This window comes from Streptomyces doebereineriae, assembly GCF_031845645.1.
In the GTDB taxonomy this organism is placed as follows: Bacteria; Actinomycetota; Actinomycetes; order Streptomycetales; family Streptomycetaceae; genus Streptomyces; species Streptomyces canus.
In genome coordinates this window covers 366,151-382,529 of the sequence record NZ_JAVREZ010000006.1, presented here as the reverse complement: position 1 = coordinate 382,529, position 16,379 = coordinate 366,151, and the positions used below count along the sequence as shown (strand labels likewise).

Genomic DNA, 16,379 nt, shown 5'->3' with positions numbered 1-16,379 from the left:
CTCCCCCATGGCGCGCTTGACAGCTCAACCAGACCGTGGGGTACTGCGAAATGCGAGGCCGGTCGGACGTGTCGGGGGTGAGTCTCCTGCCGGAGCTGCGCTACCCCACGGTGACCGAACTGGTTTTGTCCGCGAGGGCGTTGGTCGCACAGCGCCCAGACGTCTGCCGGCTGAGGCAGGTGGGTGTCTCGCGAGCGGGCAGGCCCCTGCATGTCTTGTCGATCGGCCATGCCCGGCGGGCCGTCCTGGTGGTCGCGGGCGCCCACTCCAACGAACCGACCGGCGGCCCGGCGGCCCTGGCGGTGGCCGCACGGGTACTGGCCGAGCGGGAGTTGAGATCGGGCACGTCCTGGCACTTCCTGCTGTGCGCCGATCCGGACGGGGCGAGTCTCCATGTCACCCCGGCTCCGCGCAGCCTCTTCGACTACCACCTCGGCTTCTTCCGGCCCGCCGGAGAGGAGCAGCCGGAGTGGGCGCCCGCGATGCTGCCGCCCGATCGGCTGCCGCCCGAGACCCGCGCCCTGACCGGGCTGATCGACGAACTGCGCCCCTACCTCCAGGTGACCCTGCACGGCACCGATCTGGGCGGCAGCTGGGTGCAGTTGACGAAGGACGTGCCGGGCCTCGCCGACCCGTTCTCGAAGTCCGCGGCGGAATTGCGCATCCCGGTGGAGACCGGTGCCTCGGACGCGGCGGGCTGGCCGGCGTCCGGGCCCGGGGTGCATGTGATGCCGGCGCCGGGCGCGGGGGCGGCGTACCCGAGCATGCCGGACGACGCGCGGCGCAGCACCTGGTATCACGCGCACCGCTACGGCGGTCTGACCGCAGTGGTGGAGGTGCCGATGTGGGCGAGCGACCTGGTGGACGATCCGGCGCCGCATCCGGCGCCGGCAGCGGCGATGGGGCGGCTGGCGGGCCGGCTGCTGCGCCAGTCGCGGGCGGTGGACCGGGTGCTGGCGGATGCGCTGCCGCGTCTGGAGGGCGCCGACGGCCCGCTGCTGCGGGCCGCCACCTGGAGCCTGGGGCTGGTTCCGGGACTGGCCGCGGACTGGATCCGCACCCGGCCCGCCGACGACACGAGGGCGTACATCGGCAGTGTGGACGCGTTCTCCCGCCGACTGCCGCTGCGGGCGGCGGCCATGCTGCTGCGGGTCCTGCGGGAGGCCGACGACCGCGCGGCACCGCGTCTCGAACAGCTCGTCAAGGCCTGGAGCGACGCCTTCGCGGACCGTTTCCGGGCCCGCTGGGTGCCCTTGGAGCACCAGGTGGAGCACCAGGCCCGCACGGTCGTGGCGGTGGCGCTGCACGCGCGTGCACGGGCGGACTGAGCCGACGTCGCTCCACGCGCGTGTGCGTCACCGCGGCACGCGTCACGCCTCAGCTCTCCAGTGCGAAGACCGCCCCGGTCCGCGCCGCCATCACACATCCGTTCGAGAAGGTCTGCCGGTACTCGACAGGTCGGCCGTTCCACTCCCCGCTGGCCTGGGCGGTGACCGGCGCGTAGAGCATCGTGCAGTAGACGCCCACGGCCGCCGGAAGTGAACCGATGTCGCCGCCGACGGCCGCGAGTTGGGCGCAGGCCTCGGCGGCCCGGCCGTGGCCCTGGGGCGGGTCGCACAGCAGGAGGGTGCCGCGGGTGTCGCCGGAGCGGCCGTCGCCCTTGGTCACCATGAGGAAGAGGTGGTCTCCCGTGGAGGGCCCTGTCGGTGCGGGCGCCGCGGCGGCGAGGAGCAGGACGGCCGCCACCGTCAGACCCGCGCGTGCCGCTCGCCGTACCGCCGTCGCTGTGTTGATGTACGTCATTCCCGATGCATCGGCACGGCGGCCTCGGAACCCCACCCCGGCTCACCCGAACGGGAGCATGCGGGTGCGTGCCGCGCGGCGAGTTCGAAGGCGGCGAGCACCACCCGCGACTGGTACTCGATCTGGCGCGGGACCGGGATCCAGCGCGCCCCACAGCCGTCGCGGTAGTCGGCGCACCAGATGTCGATGAGCCGGTCCAGCTCCGGCAGTGCGCCCGCCGGGTCGGCGCCCGCGCGGGTCACGAGCTGGTGCAGGAGCCCGGCCGTGCGCAGGGCCAGGCGCCGTCCGGCGATGCGCAGCGCGGCCAGGTGGCCGGTGCTGAGCGGGGGCAGCGGGCGGCCGCCGTCGGTGACGTCGGGGTCCCAGGCGTCGGCGAGTCCGGGGCCGACCAGTAAATAGTCCTCGATCGGGGCGAGCAGCCGGGCCGCGTCCGGGGCGTCCGACACCTGCGGGCGGATCCGCGCCAGGACGTCCTCCAGGAGCCGCGTGTCGCGGCGCAGCGTGTGGCTGACGGTGCGCAGCACGGCGGCCGCGTCGGCGGGTGTGCTGCCGTCCTCGACGGCGGCCACGCCCCACATGGGCGCCTCGACGACGGCGGTCACGGTGCCGTGCCGGTGCGGGTGGTACCAGGTCGACTCGACGGCGGCCTCGGTGATGGCGGCGGCGAGGTCGCCGCGGCGGGGCGGCGGGATCCGGTAGACGGCGGGGCCGAGGCACGGCCAGTACAGGGTGTCGTACGGGCCGAGCTCACGGGGGATGCGCAGCCGGGCCGCCGTGTGGGCGACGCGCCGGGCGAGGCCGGGCAGGTCGCGGGTGAGTTCGACGAAGCCACCGCCGACGTCGACGCCGTGCAGGGAGCACTGGAGGAAGGGCCGCAGTTCGTCCTGGAGGGCGAGGAGGGTGCGGGTCTCCGGAAGCGCGGCGGCCTCCGCGCCGTCGGGCAGCCATTCCGGCTGTTCGCCGAAGCCGGGCCGGAAGAAGTTCCGGAAGTAGCGGTCGAGGGAGTACGGCCCGCGCAGCCAGCCCTCGTTGCGGCGCAGGCCGTCGGGGTCGAGGCAGAGCAGGAGGTTCCAGGTGACGTCGGCCTCGACGGTGAGCCGGGGGTCGGCCAGCGCCTGCTCGGCCAGCCTGAGGACGGTCCCGCCGCCCACGGGCTCGTTGGCGTGCGGACCGGCGACGACGAGGGCCTGGCGGCTGCCGTGGCCGACGGAGAGCAGCCACAGGGAGTTGCCCGCGCGGGAGGTGCCGGCGCGGCGCAGTCGGGCGTCTGCGGGGTGGCGGGCGACGAGCGCTGCGGCCCGTGCGCCGAGCTCGTCGACGGTCGGGTAGCGGAGGAGGGGCGGCAGGGCACACCTCCACAATGTGGTGCCGTCGGTTCACCTGGTGTGCATGGTGTACGCACAGTCAGTCACGACTTCAGGGGTACGTCAACACCGCGCGACGGTTGGGGTTTTGGGCCGCGACGGCACGTAAATCCCAGGCCAGAGGTGAGGTTGTGCTCAGTTGACCGCGAGCCGGAAGGCCATCCGGCCGAACCCCACCTGATCGCCCTCACGGACGACGGCGGCACCGATGACCCGTCGGCCGTTGACCGTGGTGCCGTTGGTGGAACCGAGATCCCGCAGGACCCACATGCCGCCCTGCCGGCTGAGTTCGGCATGGACCCGGGAGACCGTCTCGTGGGTCAGCCGCAGGCCGTTCGCCGGATCGCGGCCGATGCGCAGCGCGTGGCCGCTGCCGGGGTGCGGCAGCAGCAGCTTGGGCAGGCGCTCGGCCTGCCACGCCCTGCGCAGCCGTACGGTGAAGCCGGAGACGGCCTCGACGGTGCCGAACACCAGTCGGGAGACACGGCTCTCCTGGGGCAGGTCCGCGGTGAGCGCGGCGAGTTCGTCGGACCGGCGCGCGATGAGGGCCAGCTCCATGCGGCGCACGAACGTGTCGTGCGACAGACGGCCCATGGCGACGCCGTCACGGAGCACCTTCAGCACCTTGTCGCGCTCCGCGTCGGAGAGCCGCGCGGGGTACGTGTTGAACTCGAAGGACGACGTCACGTTGGTGATTGTCGGGCAGTGAACCCCGGGTGTCCAGAAAACGAGACAACGCCCGCCACAGGCGCGTACCTGACGACACCTGCCGCAAAGGAGAGGATTCAAAGGCGGATTGATCACGTTTGACGCACCATGGACGGGCTACATCACGGTGAGCAGACGAAGGGGACCGTCCATGCAGTTCGAGGTGTGGGCACCGCAGGCCGGCCGTGTGACGCTCCATTGCGAGGGCGCCACACGCGCGATGGAGCGCGATCCGGAACGCCCGGGATGGTGGCGGGGCGAGGCGGAGGCCGGGGACGGCACCCGCTACGGCTTCGCGCTGGACGACGGCCCCGTCCGTCCCGATCCGCGCTCGCGCCGTCAGCCGGACGGCCCGGACGGGCTCAGCGCGGTCGTCGAGCACGAACGGTACGCATGGCGTACGCGGTGGGCGGGCCGTCCGCTGCCGGGCGCGGTCCTCTACGAGCTGCACGTGGGCACCTACACACCCGAGGGCACCCTGGACGCGGCCGCCGCCCGACTCGACCACCTCGTCGAACTCGGCGTCACGCACGTCGAGTTGATGCCGCTGTGCCCCTTCCCAGGGCGGCACGGCTGGGGCTACGAGGGTGTCTCGCTGTGGGCCGTGCACGAGCCCTACGGCGGTCCCGAGGCCCTGAAGCGTTTCGTCGACCGGGCGCATGAGCTGGGCCTGGGAGTCGTCCTGGACGTGGTGCACAACCATCTGGGCCCGTCGGGCAACTATCTGCCCGTCTTCGGACCGTACTTCACGGACACGCACCACACGCCCTGGGGTTCCGCGGTCAATCTGGACGCGCCCGGATCCGACGAGGTGCGCGCGTTTCTGCTGGGCAGCGCGCTCTCCTGGCTGCGGGACTACCGGATCGACGGGCTGCGCCTGGACGCCGTGCACGCGCTCGCCGACACGCGCGCGTGCCACTTCCTGGAGGAGCTGTCGACAGCTGTCGACAGCCTCGCCGCCGAGCTGGGGCGGCCGCTGTTCCTGGTCGCCGAGTCGGACCTGAACGACCCGCGGCTCATCACGGCCCGAGCGGAGGGCGGTCTCGGGCTGCACGCGCAGTGGAACGACGACTTCCACCACGCCCTGCACACCGCGCTGACCGGTGAGTCCCAGGGCTACTACGCCGACTTCGCCCGCGCGCCCCTGGCGGCGCTCGCCAAGACTCTCACCGGCGGCTACTTCCACGACGGCACCTATTCCAGCTTCCGTGGCCGCAGCCATGGGCGCCCACTGGACCGTACGCGCGCGGCGGCGCACCGGCTGCTCGGTTACTCCCAGACCCACGACCAGGTCGGCAACCGCGCCGTCGGCGACCGGCTGGCGGCCTCGCTCTCCCCCGGCCTGGTGGCCTGTGCGGCGGCACTCACCCTGACCGCGCCCTTCACACCCATGCTGTTCATGGGTGAGGAGTGGGCGGCGGGCACGCCCTGGCAGTTCTTCACCGACCACACCGACCCCGAGCTCGCCGAGGCCGTACGGCGGGGCAGGCGGCGGGAGTTCGCGGAGCACGGCTGGGCCGAGGAGGACGTGCCCGACCCGCAGGACCCGGCGACCCGGGACCGCTCCTGCCTCGACTGGTCCGAGCTCGAACGCGACCCTCACGCGCGCGTACTCGCCTGGTACCGCCGGCTGCTCGCGCTGCGGCACGAACAGCCGGATCTCACCGACCCCGACCTCGCCGACACCAAAGTCGCTTACGACGCGGACCAGCGCTGGCTCGCCTTCCGCCGCGGGGACGTCCGGGTGGCCGTGAACCTCGCGAAGTCGCCGGCGGCGATCCCCCTCGGCCCTCGAGAGGCCGCCGTCCTCGCGGCCTGGGAGCCTGTGGAGGCGCCGGGCGCGGACGGGGTGCTGCATGTGCCCGGGGAGTCGTGCGTGGTGCTGCTTCAGGCCTGACCTCACGAAGCCCCCTTCGCCGCCCCGGTTCACGCGAGGGCGGACACGGGAGCCGATTGGTGATGGGCGCGTGTGCGCAGGCCGCGGACGACGATCACGCCGAGGCGGAAGAGGACCTCCCCGAGGGCCATGAGGACCAGGGCAGCCACCCACGCCTGCTGACCGGTGATGGCGTGATCGGCGGAGAAGCGGGCGACGGACGCCCCTCCGGAGGGGTGGGAGGACCAGACCGCGAAGCCGAGGCGAAAGCCCATGCTGACCACCCACAGGGCCGCCGCGCCCAAGGTCGCCTTGACCCGTATGTGTCCGTCCGTGTACCGGACCCGGGTGATCGAGCCTCCTGCCAGTCCCAGGGCGACGCCGGTCCCGGCGAACGCGCCGACCAGCACGAGGTCGTTGCCCGCGGTGGGGATGTCGTGCAGGTAGGCCGTCCCCGCCCAGGTGATCAGTGCGAGCGGCAGCAGCACGGTGCGGAGCGTCAGCCTTTCCTCGCGCAGCTGCCGGAAGACCACGAGGAGAAGGGCCACGTCGATGAGCCAGTCGGAGATCGTCATGCTTCGACTGTCCGGCTCCGGCACGGTCGCGCGCCTCGACCCAGGGGTGGAAGCAGGGTGGAAAAGACCAGGTGGAGACGCCTACAACTCCGCACCTACAACTCCGCGTCGTCCGGCTCCTCGTCCCGCAGTTCCGTGACGCGTTCCAGCAGGATCGCCTCCCAGGCGCGCAGCAGCCGGGTGCGCAGGAGCGGCAGGGGGACGGCATCGCGGCCCTCCAACCCCGCGGCGAGGCGGATCACGGTGTCGCAGCGGGCGAGCCAGAGGCCGCGCAGGCAGGGCCGGGCGCCGTAGCCGGCGAGGGTGGCGGCGCGCACGGCGGCGGGCGAGCCGACGGCGAGGGCGAGGCCCGCGATGTCCTCGGCGGGGTCGCCGACCACCGTGGCGGTCCAGTCGAGGACGCCGCGCACCCGGCCGTCGGCGCTGATCACGAGGTGTTCGCCGGTCAGGGCGTGGTGCACGAGGACCGCGCCGCCGGGCTGCGCGGCGAGCTGGACCGCGGCCGGCGAGGTGAGTTGCTGGAGCCGGGCCGGATCGAACTCGTCGGCCGCGCGCAGGCGTTCGGCGGCCCGGCCGGCCTCCCGGCGCAGTCGCTCCAGGGAGCGTGGGGCGACACGTGGGACGCCGAGCGCCTCGGCCTGCCGTACCGGCACCTCGCGCAGCCCGGTGAGCAGCCCGGCGAGGTCGGCCTCGCCGACGGCGGAGACGTCGTGCTCCTCGGCCGAACCGCCGGGCACCTTGGTGTCGAGCGTGTAGGCCAGCCCGGGCGCCCACTCGCCCTGCGCCACGCTGGTCGGCACCGCGACCGGGACGTGCGGGCGGACCAGGTCGCGCAGCCGTGGTTCACGGCGTCTGCGGCTGGAGGCCGCGCGGTCGCCCGCGAGGCGCAGCACATGGCGGGTGCCGACCCACCAGGTGGAGTGCCCGCCACCCTCGGCGACGGGCCGGACCTCGGGCCCGGCGGCCTCGCCCGCGCCGGGCGTGCTGTCCTTGAGCAGGGAACGGACCAGTCGGCGGACCGTGTCCGCGGTGGGTGTCGGTGCCTGGGTCATGGTCGCGCCGTAGTCGCTCGGGGGTGGAGGGGCTCCTGGGGTTCGGTCAGTCCACTATGACCATCTCGCGGGTGGTGTCGTTGAGCCTGCGGCCGCCTTCCTCGGTGACCGTGACGATGTCCTCGATGCGTACCCCGAAGCGGCCCGGCAGATAGACGCCGGGCTCCACGGAGAAGCACATGCCCGGGACGAGGGGCTGTTCCTCGCCCTCGATCATGTACGGCGGTTCGTGTGTGGTGACGCCGATGCCGTGCCCGGTGCGGTGGATGAAGTACTCGCCGTAGCCGGCGTCGGCGATGACCGCACGGGCGGCCCGGTCGACCTCCTGGCAGGGCACGCCGGGCCGTACCGCACGGAAGCCCGCCTCCTGCGCCGCACGCACGAGATCGTGCACCCGGCGCTCCTCGTCGGTGGGTTCCCCGACGTGGACCGTGCGGGAGGTGTCGGAGCCGTAGCCGTCCTTGAGGCCGCCGAAGTCGAGAACGACCATGTCGCCGCGTTCGATGACCCGGTCGCCCACCTCATGGTGCGGGTTGGCGCCGTTCGGGCCCGAGGCGACGATGGTGAAGTCGACCTGGGAGTGGCCGAACCGGCGCAGCAGTCCGGCGAGGTCGGCGGCCACCTCGGACTCCCTGCGGCCACCGAAGGGAACCTTCCGGATCTCCTCGAACGTTGCGTCGGCGGCCGCTCCCGCGGCCGCCAGCAGCTCCAGCTCCGCCGTGTCCTTGACGGCCCGCAGCATCGGCAGGGCGTCGGTGAGGGAGGCGTACGACGTGCCGGGCAGCGTCTTCTGCAGGCCCAGCAGGTGCATGGCCCAGGCGTTGTCGCTGATGCCGAACCGGCCGCCGGCGTCCAGGAGGGCGGCGGTGGCGGCGTAGGGGTCCTTGCCGTCCGTCCAGTCCCGCAGGGTCAGGGCGCTCGCGCCGGCCGCCTTGCCGGCGTCCGGGGCCTCCAGGGTGGGCACGACGAGGACGGGGTCCTGTCCGGGGGCGAGGACCAGCAGGGTGAGCCGTTCGGTGACGGCGGTGGGTGCGTAGCCGGTGAGCCACACCAGGTCCGGGCCGGGGGCCACGAGCAGACCGGCGAGCCCGGCCTCGGCGGCCGACCGTGCCGCGCGCTCCATGCGCGCCCTGTAGTCGTCGGCAGCGAAGGGCGCTGCGGTGCCGGTCATCCGGGCCTCCCTGGGCGGGTGCGGGTCTTAGGGCAGCATCCTGCCCGGACGACGAGGGGCGCGCGAGCCGGTCGACACGTCTTTCGGACGGACCGTACGGAGTGCCGGTCCCCGCGTCAGCTCTCCAGGGCCATGCGGACACCGAGGAGCAGCAGTACGCCTCCGGAGACCTGTTCCAGACGCCGGCGCACGCCCGCGCGGGACAGCACGGCCCGCAACCGGCCGACGAACCACACGTAGAGGCCGTAGTAGCCGACCTCGTAGACCGCCCAGAGCGCGGCGAGCCCGACCATGGTGAGCAGGTGCGGGGCGCCCTCAGGGACGAACTGCGGCAGGAAGGACAGGGCGAAGACGGCCGCCTTGGGGTTGGCGAGGTTGAGCAGGAGTCCCGCGCGGTAGGCGGCCCAGCCGGTCCTGCCGGTGCTCTCCCAGCCGCCGTCGGCCGCGGCCCCCTTGGTGCGGCGCGCCTGCCGCAGTGCCTGGATGCCGAAGGCGACGAGCACGACGGCGCCGCCGATGCGCATCACGTCGTAGGCGATCTCGGAGGCGGTCAGCAGCGCGGTCAGGCCCAGCGCGGCGACGACGCCCCAGATGAACACCCCGGTCTCGTTGCCGAGCACGGTCAGGAAGCCGGAGCGTCTGCTGTGCAGCGACTGCTTGATGATCAGCACGGTGCTCGGCCCGGGTGACGCGGCGATGAGAGTGCAGGCACCCAGGAAGGCGATGAGCGTGGTCGGCATGGGCTCATCGTGCCGCCGACGGCCGGATCCGGACCAGTGGTTTTCCCTTGATTAACGAGAGGGACTTGATCAAGCATTAGCGCTAATGCTTGTATCAACTCAAACCATTAGAAGAGGGGGTACGGTCGTGCTGGTACTCGCGCACATCAGCGATCTGCATCTCGACGGGAGCGCACGGGCGACCGAGCGCGCCGAGCGGGTGCGTGACCGGCTGTGGCGGTTGCCGGGGCAGGTGGACGCTCTGCTGGTGACCGGCGACATCGCGGATCACGGCGCCGAGGCGGAGTACGAGGAGGCCGCGCGGATTCTGGGACTGCACGAGGGCGACCAGCCGTTCCCGGTGCTCACCTGCCCGGGCAACCACGACAGCCGGGCCCCGTACCGCAAGGCCATGCTGCGGCGGCCCGCGGACGACGGGCCGGTGAACAGCGTGCAGGTCTTCGACGGCGGCGCGGTGCTGATGTGCGACTCCAGCATCCCGGGCAGTGACGAAGGGGCGCTGGACGAGGAGACGTACACCTGGATCGAGGCGACCCTCGATGAACTGACCGGAAGCCTTCCGGCGCTGTTGGCCTTCCACCATCCGCCGGTGGCGCTGCACCACCCGCTCCCCGACTCGTACCAGCTGGACGGACCCGGGCGGCTGGCCGCGCTGCTGGAGCGGCGTCCCGAGATCGCCGGACTGATCACCGGTCACGCGCACACGCCCGCGGCGACCGTGTTCGCCGGGCGGCCGCTGGTCGTCGGGCCGGGGGTGACCTGGACACTGCGGCTGCCCTGGGAGGGCGAGCAGGTCGCGGACCGGGACGCGCCGGTCGGTCTGGCCTTTCATGTGCTGGACGACGACGGACGGCTCACCACGCACTTCCGGGTGGTCACGTGAACACGGGGCGCGTGAGGAGCGTTCACCTGACGAGGGTTCATGTGACGACGCCCGGCACGGCCGTCAACTGCTGATATCCGCCGCCGCGGTGGCGGACCGTCAGCACGACCTCGCGGCCGGGGCGGGCGCCGGCGACGGCTCGCGCCAGGTCGGCGGCCGTGTCGATCCGGGTACGGCCGACGACGAGGAGTACGTCGCCGCGGACCAGGCCCGCTGTGAAGCCCGGGCCCGGGACGTGGACGCCGACCACCATCGCGCCCGACTTCTCGGCGTCCACGGCCTCCAGCCCCAGGGTCGCGGTGACGGGGGCCCGCCGGCGGGCCGGAGCCGATGCGGAGGGGTTCGCGGACTCCGGGACGGACGGGCCCGTCCGGGTGCGCTGCCCGTCCTGGCCCGGTGCGCCCGGGCCGGAGGCGGCCTGCCCCGGCACTCCCGGCCCGCCCGCCTGCCGTTGCAGTTCGGCCAGTCTGCTCATGCCGATCACCGTGACGCCCACCGTGCCGAGGCCCACCCCCGTCAGCACCAGGACGGCCGCCACGAACAGGCCGAACAGCAGGGTCGTGAGCCTGCGTCCGCGCCGGCGCGCGGCGTGCGGGCGCCGGGCGGACCCGGACTTCCTGCCTCCGCCCGGTTCCTGACCGGGCATCGGCTTGGGGCGCAACGCAGTCTGTTCCATGGATCGCCTCCGGCTGGATCACCACCGGATGGTGCCTACCCGGCGCACCGGCACGCGACGAGCCACGAACGAGTGAGACTGACGGGGGGTCAGGAGCGGGAAGCAGCCCGAACCAGCAGGTCGAGGAAGTCCGCCGCGGCTCCGCCCGGTGCGCCCGCGCACACCAGTTCCGTCCGGTGCACCACCCGCGGATGGGCGATCGGCACGGCGACCGTGCCCGGAACACCGGTGGCCGCCGGCCGGGGCAGCAGGACCAGGCCGTGGCCGACAGCGGCGAGGGCGGTCAGGACGCTCACGTCGGTGCCCTCGTAGCGCAAGGCGCACCGAAAGCCGTGACCGCCGTTCGCGGCGCGGAGGTGGGCCAGCGGCAGAGCGGTGTCGGGTGCGTCGATCCAGCGGGCGTCGGCGAGGTCGCCGAGGCGCAGTCCGGTGCGCCGGGACAGCGGATGCGTGTCGGGCAGCAGGACGCACACGGGTTCCTCTCCGACGCCGCGTGTGATCAGCGGGGCCACGTCCGGAAGCCGCAGCGGATCACTGGGGGCGACCAGACCGTCGGTCAGACCGATGTCGGCCGTGCCGGTGGCCACGGCCGCGGGGACCACGTCACGGGCCGTCACCCGCAAGGTCACCCCCGCGGCCGGGAGCGCGGCGAGGATCCGCGGACCGAGTGCGGTCGGCGCTGCCGCGAGGGTCAGTCCATGTGCGGGCGCGGCCGCCGTCCTGGCGACGTCCGCGCGGGCCGCGTCCAGGCGCAGCAGCAGCGGCTCCGCGTGTTCGAGGAGCCGCCCGCCGGCCGCAGTGGGGGCGACGGGGCGGCGGGTGAGCAGCGTGGCGCCCAGGTCCTGTTCGAGTGCCGCGATGTGCTGTGACACGGCCGACTGGGTGTAGCCCAGTTCGCGGGCGGCCTCGGAGAAGGAGGAGAGGCGGGCGACGGTGACGTAGGTGCGCAGGAGGTGCGGATCCATGCGCCCAGCATTGCATCAGAGCTGCTTATCAAGAGTGCAGTAATCATCGTTGGACACGATCCTCGGCCGCCCACAAGGATGACGGCATGACGACGAACGCGGCACGGACCGCCCGGATCGCCCTGGTCGGAGACCGCTCCCCCAACGTGGTGTCGCACACCCGGATCCCCGGCCTGCTGGACGCCCTCGTCGAGCGCGACCGGCTCGTGCTCGACGCCTACTGGATCCCGTCCCAGGACGCGGGGGACGCCGACGCCGTACGCGGGTTCGACGCGGTGTGGGTGGTGCCGGGCAGCCCGTATCGCAGTGAGGCGGGTGCCCTCGCGGCGATCCGCACCGCGCGCGAGGCGGGCATCCCCTTCCTCGGGACCTGCGCCGGGTTCCAGCACGCCCTGCTGGAGTACGCCCGCGATGTCTGCGGACTGACACGGGCGGCGCACGCCGAGAACGACCCCGAGGCCGAGGACCTCCTCATCGAGCCGCTGGCCTGTTCCCTCGTCGACCACGCGGGCGTGGTGAACGTCGAGCCGGGCTCGCTCGCCCGGTCGGTGATCGGCTCCGAGCAGACCGTGGAGCGCTACTTCTGCGCCTACGGCCCCTCCCGCCATCTGGACACCCTGCGCGCACACGGCCTGCGCTTCTCCGGGCACGACGAGAGCGGCCAGGTCCGGATCGCCGAACTCCCGGGCCATCCCTTCTTCCTCGCCACGCTGTTCCAGCCGGAGCTGTCCGGCGACGGCTCGCGCCCGCACCCGGTCGTCCGGGCCCTGGCGCGAGCCGCGGTGGAGCACGCCGGGCGCGGGGTGCGTCAGTCTGCGTGACCCTCGCCGTGGCCGCCGTGGGCCCCGCCGTGGTCGAACTTCAGTGCCTCCGGGGGCATGACGACGAAGCCCGGCGCCGCCGACTCCCTTTCCTGCTGGTTCTGGTCACGACGGAACGACGAAATCCCGTTGTCAGTGGGGGCTGTTACGTTCTGTGACATGACCGATCACGCCCTGGGGCTGCTCCGGCAGGACCCCCGATTGGCCGAACTCGCCGACTTCCCCTTCAACTTCTCCCTCGCCCGCGCCGAGCACGGCCACGTCGAGCCGGTCCTCCTCGCCTCGGGCGGCCCGCTGGAGGTCATGGCGGGCGACGACGCCGGTGGTACGTATTTCGTGTGCGGGGACGGCTCCGTGCTGTACGCCGACTCGGAGGGCGGGGCCGGGATCATCGGCTCCGGTGTCGACGAGGCGCTGGAGGTCCTGATCGGCCTGCCCGGCTGGCACGACTGCACCCGGCTGTCCCCGGAGGACGGTGAGGAGAAGATCCTCGCGTACGTCGCCGAGGTGGAGCGGGAGATCCGCGAGGAGTGCGGGATCTCCCTCGACGAGGAGCGCGCCGAGCTGCGCGCCGCCCTGGGCTTTCCCGAGCGCTCCCCGGTCGAGCTGGTGGGCATGCTGCATGCCGCGCTGGCGCGCACGGAGCCCGATTACACGCTCCTCAACGCGGAGGAGGGCAGGGCCTACGACCTGATCGGTCCGCCCCCGCCGCCGCTGTGGGAGCCGGTCCTGGCGCAGGGCCGCGCGGATCTGGCCGCGCTGCGGGCGGGAGAGAGCGAGGTGTGGCAGGCGGTGGCAGAGGATTCCGTACGGCGTCGACTCGTGCTGCGGGCCGCGCAGTTCGACCGGGCCGAGGGGGACCTTGTACTGCTGCGGCGGTTGCTGCGGTACGAGAGGCGGTCGTCGATGTCCGACGAACTGCGGCTGGCCGCCGTGCTGGTGGGGCTGTACGGCCGGGCGGAGGACCTGCCTCTGCTGCACGAGGTGCGGGTGACGGACTTCGACACGGCGTGCGGGCTGAGCGAGATCCCCGGACCCGACGCGGGCCCGGCCGAGCTGCGTCGCTGGGCCCAGGAAACCGACGACCTGTTCTTCGGCGGGGACCCCGCCGGCGAACCCCTGTACACCTGGACCGATCTGGCCCTGGACCAGGGACTGACGAGCCTGGCCCTGGTCGCGCTGATACGCCGGTTCGACGCGATCGAGCTCGACCAGAGCCTGTTGCGCCGGGCCGATGATCCGACCCGGCTGGACACCGGCGAACTGAGCGCTCTCGCCGACGACTTCGAGCGGCTCGGTGAGCCGGTCCAGGCGGACCGGGCGCGGCGCCTGCACGCGGGCCTCCAGGACCGCCCGCAGCACTGAACACGGGCGGTCGGGATCGGGGCGTCTGCGTCGTGCGGCGTGCTGAAGCTCCGGCAGTCAGGCCACCCCCTGTCGTCGTCGAGCCGGGAGGGCGAGCAGCCGCCGTCCGGCGGGCACGCGGGCGGTCGAAGAGCCCGAGCGGTCGTGACGTCCGAGGCGGTCGAGAGTCAGCTGTCAACCCGCCATGGGGAGCGCCGGCGGCCGGTCCGGGAGGAAGCCGTGGGTGCGGCGGGCCAGGTGGTCCGCCTTGTAGCGGTCGACCGTGCGGTGCCAGTGCAGGATGCCCGCCATCCAGTGCTGGAGGTCGGCGACATAGCCCCGCATGATCTCCCGCGCTTCCTCCGAGAGACCGAAGTCGTCGTACACGACGGGCAGTTCGTGCGCGGCGACATGCTCGAACTGCTGCATGCGCTGGGTCATCAGGTCGTGGACGACGCGCAGCGCGGTCGGGTAGTCGATGCCGAAGAAGTTCTGCACGACAAGGATCGCGTTGTGGACCTCGCCCTCGTACTCGATCTCCTTCTGGTAGGAGAAGACGTCGTTGACCAGGCACGCGTAGTCGACGGCGGCGTTCTCCAGGGAGCGCACCGGTCCGCTGCGGTAGACCTCCGGCGGGACGGCGGGGCCGTGGCCCATCCGGCACAAGCTCATGGTGAGGTCGGAGCCGAAGGTGGCGCGCCGCATCTCCAGGTAGTCGACCGGGTCGGGGACGCGGTGCTGGATCTGGTTGGCCAGCTCCCAGACCCAGCTCTCGGTCATCACGTTCACGGCGTCCTTGAGGGTGCGCCGCTGGTCGGGGGTCATCTCGGCCGTGGTGCGGGCCCACAGGTCGATCAGACCGCGTTCCATGGCGTTGACGGGGACGAGGACCTGCTCGCCGTCGAGGGGCATGCAGTCCGACAGACGCTGTGTGGTCAGGCGGGCGGCGGCGAGGTCGCGGCGGCCGCCGTAGACGAGGGGGTAGTAGTCGTCGCCGTAGGTTCCCCAGGCGAGCCAGTCGGAGCTCAGGTCCAGGGCCTCGGGGCTCGCGTCCGGGTCGATGCCGGCCGCGCACAGGGGGAGGTCGGCGGCGGCGAGCTTGTCCTCGTCCCAGACGCCCTCCTGGAGCATGCCCATGCGGTGCGTCCACTCGGCGAGGCGGGGGCGGGCACCGGGCAGGTGCGGGCTGAGTTCGTTCTGGAACGGCATGTAGAAGTCGGGCAGCAGGGACGGACCGACCTTCTGGAAGGGCACATGCGTGTGGGCGCGCAGCCGCTCGGCGCCGGCCGCGGCGAGCAGGGCGCCGACGTCGGCGGCCGAGGTGCCGGGGCCGGTCAGGGTCTGCCAGGGGGAGGTCGTCTCGGCGCGGGCGTTCATGTAGCGGCTGGAGCGCATGTGCCATTCGTGGCCGCCGGACTGCCAGTCCTGGAGGCCTTGCGTGTAGGCGGCGACGGCGGTCAGCTCGCCCGGCGAGAGACCTTTCTCCAGGGCGATCGCGGGGACCTCGGTGAGGGCGGTGTGCTCGAACTGGTGGAGGCGGGAGGTGAGGACGTCGTTGACGGTGTCGGCGGCCTCCTGGGTGGTGCAGCCGAAGAAGGTCTCCAGGACGAGCACGCCGTTGCTGAGTTCGCCCTCGTCCTCGACCTCGCGCTGGTAGGAGAACAGGTCGTTGCGCAGGTGGACGCCGTCGGAGAAGGTCTCCATCAGCACGCGCAGGGGTCGGGTTCCGGCGACGGACGGCGGCACCTCGGCCGTCGCGTACTCCACGAGACCGGCCGACCAGGGGGCGCCGCCGACCTTGCGGCGCATCTCGATGTACTCGACGGGGTTGGCGATCCGCCCCTCGTTGATGTTGGACAGCTCCCACAGCGACTCGTTGAGCAGGTGCTCGGTGGCGACGGCGAAGCGGCGGCGCCAGTCGGCGGACATCGACGGCACGGTCCGCGCCCACAGGTCGGCGAGGCCGGCCTCGACCGGGTTCTCCGGCTCGGGCATCGGGGTCGACAGGTCCATCGGCATGAACAGCGGCAGCCGGTCGAGGTAGGCCTTGCCGCCGGCGCGGTCCTGGGTGCGCTTGAAGATCTCCAGGAAGTGGTCGTCGAAGAAGAACACCCACACGTACCAGTCGGTGATGAGGGAGAGGGCGGGTCCGTCGCAGTCGGGGTGTGTGTAGGCGCAGAGCAGGCCGTAGTCATGCGCGTCGAGGTCTGACTGCTCCCAGATCCCGGACCCCTCCAGCATGCCCATCTCGCGCGCCCACACGGTGGAGTGGGCGCGTGCCTCGTCGACGTGCGGGTTCAGCCGCGCAGGGTACGGCATGTAGAAGTGCGGGAGTTCGAAGGGCTGCTGCGTCATGAGCCGGGCCCTACCCAGGGCGCTCCGGAGGCATCCACCGGGGCAC

The 16,379-nt window shown here is 72.7% G+C and carries 15 protein-coding genes; 5 read left to right on the top strand and 10 right to left on the bottom strand.

Features of this window, described 5'->3' with window-relative positions:
- Positions 1–77: 77 nt before the first annotated feature.
- The gene (locus RNB18_RS20335) at positions 78–1,328 is read left to right on the top strand and encodes a M14 family zinc carboxypeptidase (RefSeq protein ID WP_311715496.1); all 1,251 of its coding nucleotides are present in this window, start codon (positions 78–80) and stop codon (positions 1,326–1,328) included.
- A gap of 49 nt (positions 1,329–1,377) precedes the next feature.
- Here RNB18_RS20335 and RNB18_RS20330 read toward each other — a convergent pair whose 3' ends face one another.
- From RNB18_RS20330 to RNB18_RS20320, 3 genes are all read right to left on the bottom strand, one after another.
- Entirely contained in the window at positions 1,378–1,803 is a 426-nt protein-coding gene (locus RNB18_RS20330) for an SSI family serine proteinase inhibitor (protein ID WP_311715495.1), read from the bottom strand.
- Entirely contained in the window at positions 1,800–3,164 is a 1,365-nt protein-coding gene (locus tag RNB18_RS20325) for a M14 family zinc carboxypeptidase (RefSeq protein WP_311715494.1), read from the bottom strand. Before RNB18_RS20325 ends, RNB18_RS20330 begins: the two co-directional genes overlap by 4 nt.
- A gap of 138 nt (positions 3,165–3,302) precedes the next feature.
- Complete coding sequence (locus tag RNB18_RS20320; RefSeq protein ID WP_069763642.1) at positions 3,303–3,854, bottom strand: DUF1707 and FHA domain-containing protein; 552 nt, start codon at positions 3,852–3,854, stop codon at positions 3,303–3,305.
- A 172-nt stretch (positions 3,855–4,026) separates the two neighbouring features.
- On the opposite strand from RNB18_RS20320, the gene treZ reads away from it, so the two are divergent.
- Positions 4,027–5,772 carry a malto-oligosyltrehalose trehalohydrolase gene (gene treZ / locus RNB18_RS20315; RefSeq protein ID WP_311715493.1) on the top strand — a complete coding sequence of 582 codons (1,746 nt, stop codon included), beginning with the start codon at positions 4,027–4,029 and terminating at the stop codon, positions 5,770–5,772.
- Between the two features lie 29 nt (positions 5,773–5,801).
- Here the strand turns inward: treZ and RNB18_RS20310 are convergent, their stop codons facing one another.
- The 4 genes from RNB18_RS20310 to RNB18_RS20295 all read right to left on the bottom strand — a co-directional run bounded on the left by RNB18_RS20310 (position 5,802) and on the right by RNB18_RS20295 (position 9,289).
- Complete coding sequence (locus RNB18_RS20310; protein WP_311715492.1) at positions 5,802–6,326, bottom strand: hypothetical protein; 525 nt, start codon at positions 6,324–6,326, stop codon at positions 5,802–5,804.
- A gap of 95 nt (positions 6,327–6,421) precedes the next feature.
- Positions 6,422–7,378: an aminoglycoside phosphotransferase family protein gene (locus RNB18_RS20305; protein WP_311715491.1), complete on the bottom strand. Its 957-nt coding sequence runs from the start codon at positions 7,376–7,378 to the stop codon at positions 6,422–6,424.
- Between the two features lie 46 nt (positions 7,379–7,424).
- Entirely contained in the window at positions 7,425–8,549 is a 1,125-nt protein-coding gene (locus RNB18_RS20300; RefSeq protein ID WP_311715490.1) for an aminopeptidase P family protein, read from the bottom strand.
- A 116-nt stretch (positions 8,550–8,665) separates the two neighbouring features.
- Entirely contained in the window at positions 8,666–9,289 is a 624-nt protein-coding gene (locus RNB18_RS20295) for a LysE family translocator (RefSeq protein WP_311715489.1), read from the bottom strand.
- A 127-nt stretch (positions 9,290–9,416) separates the two neighbouring features.
- Here RNB18_RS20295 and RNB18_RS20290 point away from each other — a divergent pair, with 127 nt between their 5' ends.
- Entirely contained in the window at positions 9,417–10,172 is a 756-nt protein-coding gene (locus tag RNB18_RS20290; RefSeq protein ID WP_311715488.1) for a metallophosphoesterase, read from the top strand.
- Positions 10,173–10,209: 37 nt separating this feature from the next.
- Here RNB18_RS20290 and RNB18_RS20285 read toward each other — a convergent pair whose 3' ends face one another.
- Both RNB18_RS20285 and RNB18_RS20280 read right to left on the bottom strand, forming a co-directional pair.
- Positions 10,210–10,848, bottom strand: a complete 639-nt coding sequence (locus tag RNB18_RS20285; protein WP_311715487.1) for a PDZ domain-containing protein — start codon at positions 10,846–10,848, stop codon at positions 10,210–10,212.
- Between the two features lie 89 nt (positions 10,849–10,937).
- The gene (locus tag RNB18_RS20280; protein ID WP_311715486.1) at positions 10,938–11,813 is read right to left on the bottom strand and encodes a LysR family transcriptional regulator; all 876 of its coding nucleotides are present in this window, start codon (positions 11,811–11,813) and stop codon (positions 10,938–10,940) included.
- Positions 11,814–11,899: 86 nt separating this feature from the next.
- Between RNB18_RS20280 and RNB18_RS20275 the strand changes: the two genes are divergently transcribed.
- Both RNB18_RS20275 and RNB18_RS20270 read left to right on the top strand, forming a co-directional pair.
- Entirely contained in the window at positions 11,900–12,634 is a 735-nt protein-coding gene (locus RNB18_RS20275) for a CTP synthase C-terminal region-related (seleno)protein (RefSeq protein WP_311715485.1), read from the top strand.
- 159 nt (positions 12,635–12,793) lie between these two features.
- Positions 12,794–13,999 (top strand): hypothetical protein, encoded by a 1,206-nt coding sequence (locus RNB18_RS20270; RefSeq protein ID WP_311715484.1) that lies wholly within the window; start codon positions 12,794–12,796, stop codon positions 13,997–13,999.
- A 174-nt stretch (positions 14,000–14,173) separates the two neighbouring features.
- On the opposite strand, the gene cyc2 is transcribed toward RNB18_RS20270, so the two are convergent.
- Positions 14,174–16,333 (bottom strand): germacradienol/geosmin synthase Cyc2, encoded by a 2,160-nt coding sequence (gene cyc2, locus RNB18_RS20265; RefSeq protein ID WP_311715483.1) that lies wholly within the window; start codon positions 16,331–16,333, stop codon positions 14,174–14,176.
- Between the last annotated feature and the right edge of the window lie 46 nt (positions 16,334–16,379).

What these genes read in the sequence shown, in the direction of transcription:
- cyc2 (WP_311715483.1), bottom strand. Translation starts at nt 16,333, where the DNA reads ATGACGCAGCAGCCCTTCGAACTCCCGCACTTCTACATGCCGTACCCT.
- RNB18_RS20300 (WP_311715490.1), bottom strand. Translation starts at nt 8,549, where the DNA reads ATGACCGGCACCGCAGCGCCCTTCGCTGCCGACGACTACAGGGCGCGC.
- RNB18_RS20295 (WP_311715489.1), bottom strand. Translation starts at nt 9,289, where the DNA reads ATGCCGACCACGCTCATCGCCTTCCTGGGTGCCTGCACTCTCATCGCC.
- RNB18_RS20310 (WP_311715492.1), bottom strand. Translation starts at nt 6,326, where the DNA reads ATGACGATCTCCGACTGGCTCATCGACGTGGCCCTTCTCCTCGTGGTC.
- RNB18_RS20285 (WP_311715487.1), bottom strand. Translation starts at nt 10,848, where the DNA reads ATGGAACAGACTGCGTTGCGCCCCAAGCCGATGCCCGGTCAGGAACCG.
- RNB18_RS20305 (WP_311715491.1), bottom strand. Translation starts at nt 7,378, where the DNA reads ATGACCCAGGCACCGACACCCACCGCGGACACGGTCCGCCGACTGGTC.
- RNB18_RS20330 (WP_311715495.1), bottom strand. Translation starts at nt 1,803, where the DNA reads ATGACGTACATCAACACAGCGACGGCGGTACGGCGAGCGGCACGCGCG.
- RNB18_RS20280 (WP_311715486.1), bottom strand. Translation starts at nt 11,813, where the DNA reads ATGGATCCGCACCTCCTGCGCACCTACGTCACCGTCGCCCGCCTCTCC.
- RNB18_RS20270 (WP_311715484.1), top strand. Translation starts at nt 12,794, where the DNA reads ATGACCGATCACGCCCTGGGGCTGCTCCGGCAGGACCCCCGATTGGCC.
- treZ (WP_311715493.1), top strand. Translation starts at nt 4,027, where the DNA reads ATGCAGTTCGAGGTGTGGGCACCGCAGGCCGGCCGTGTGACGCTCCAT.
- RNB18_RS20275 (WP_311715485.1), top strand. Translation starts at nt 11,900, where the DNA reads ATGACGACGAACGCGGCACGGACCGCCCGGATCGCCCTGGTCGGAGAC.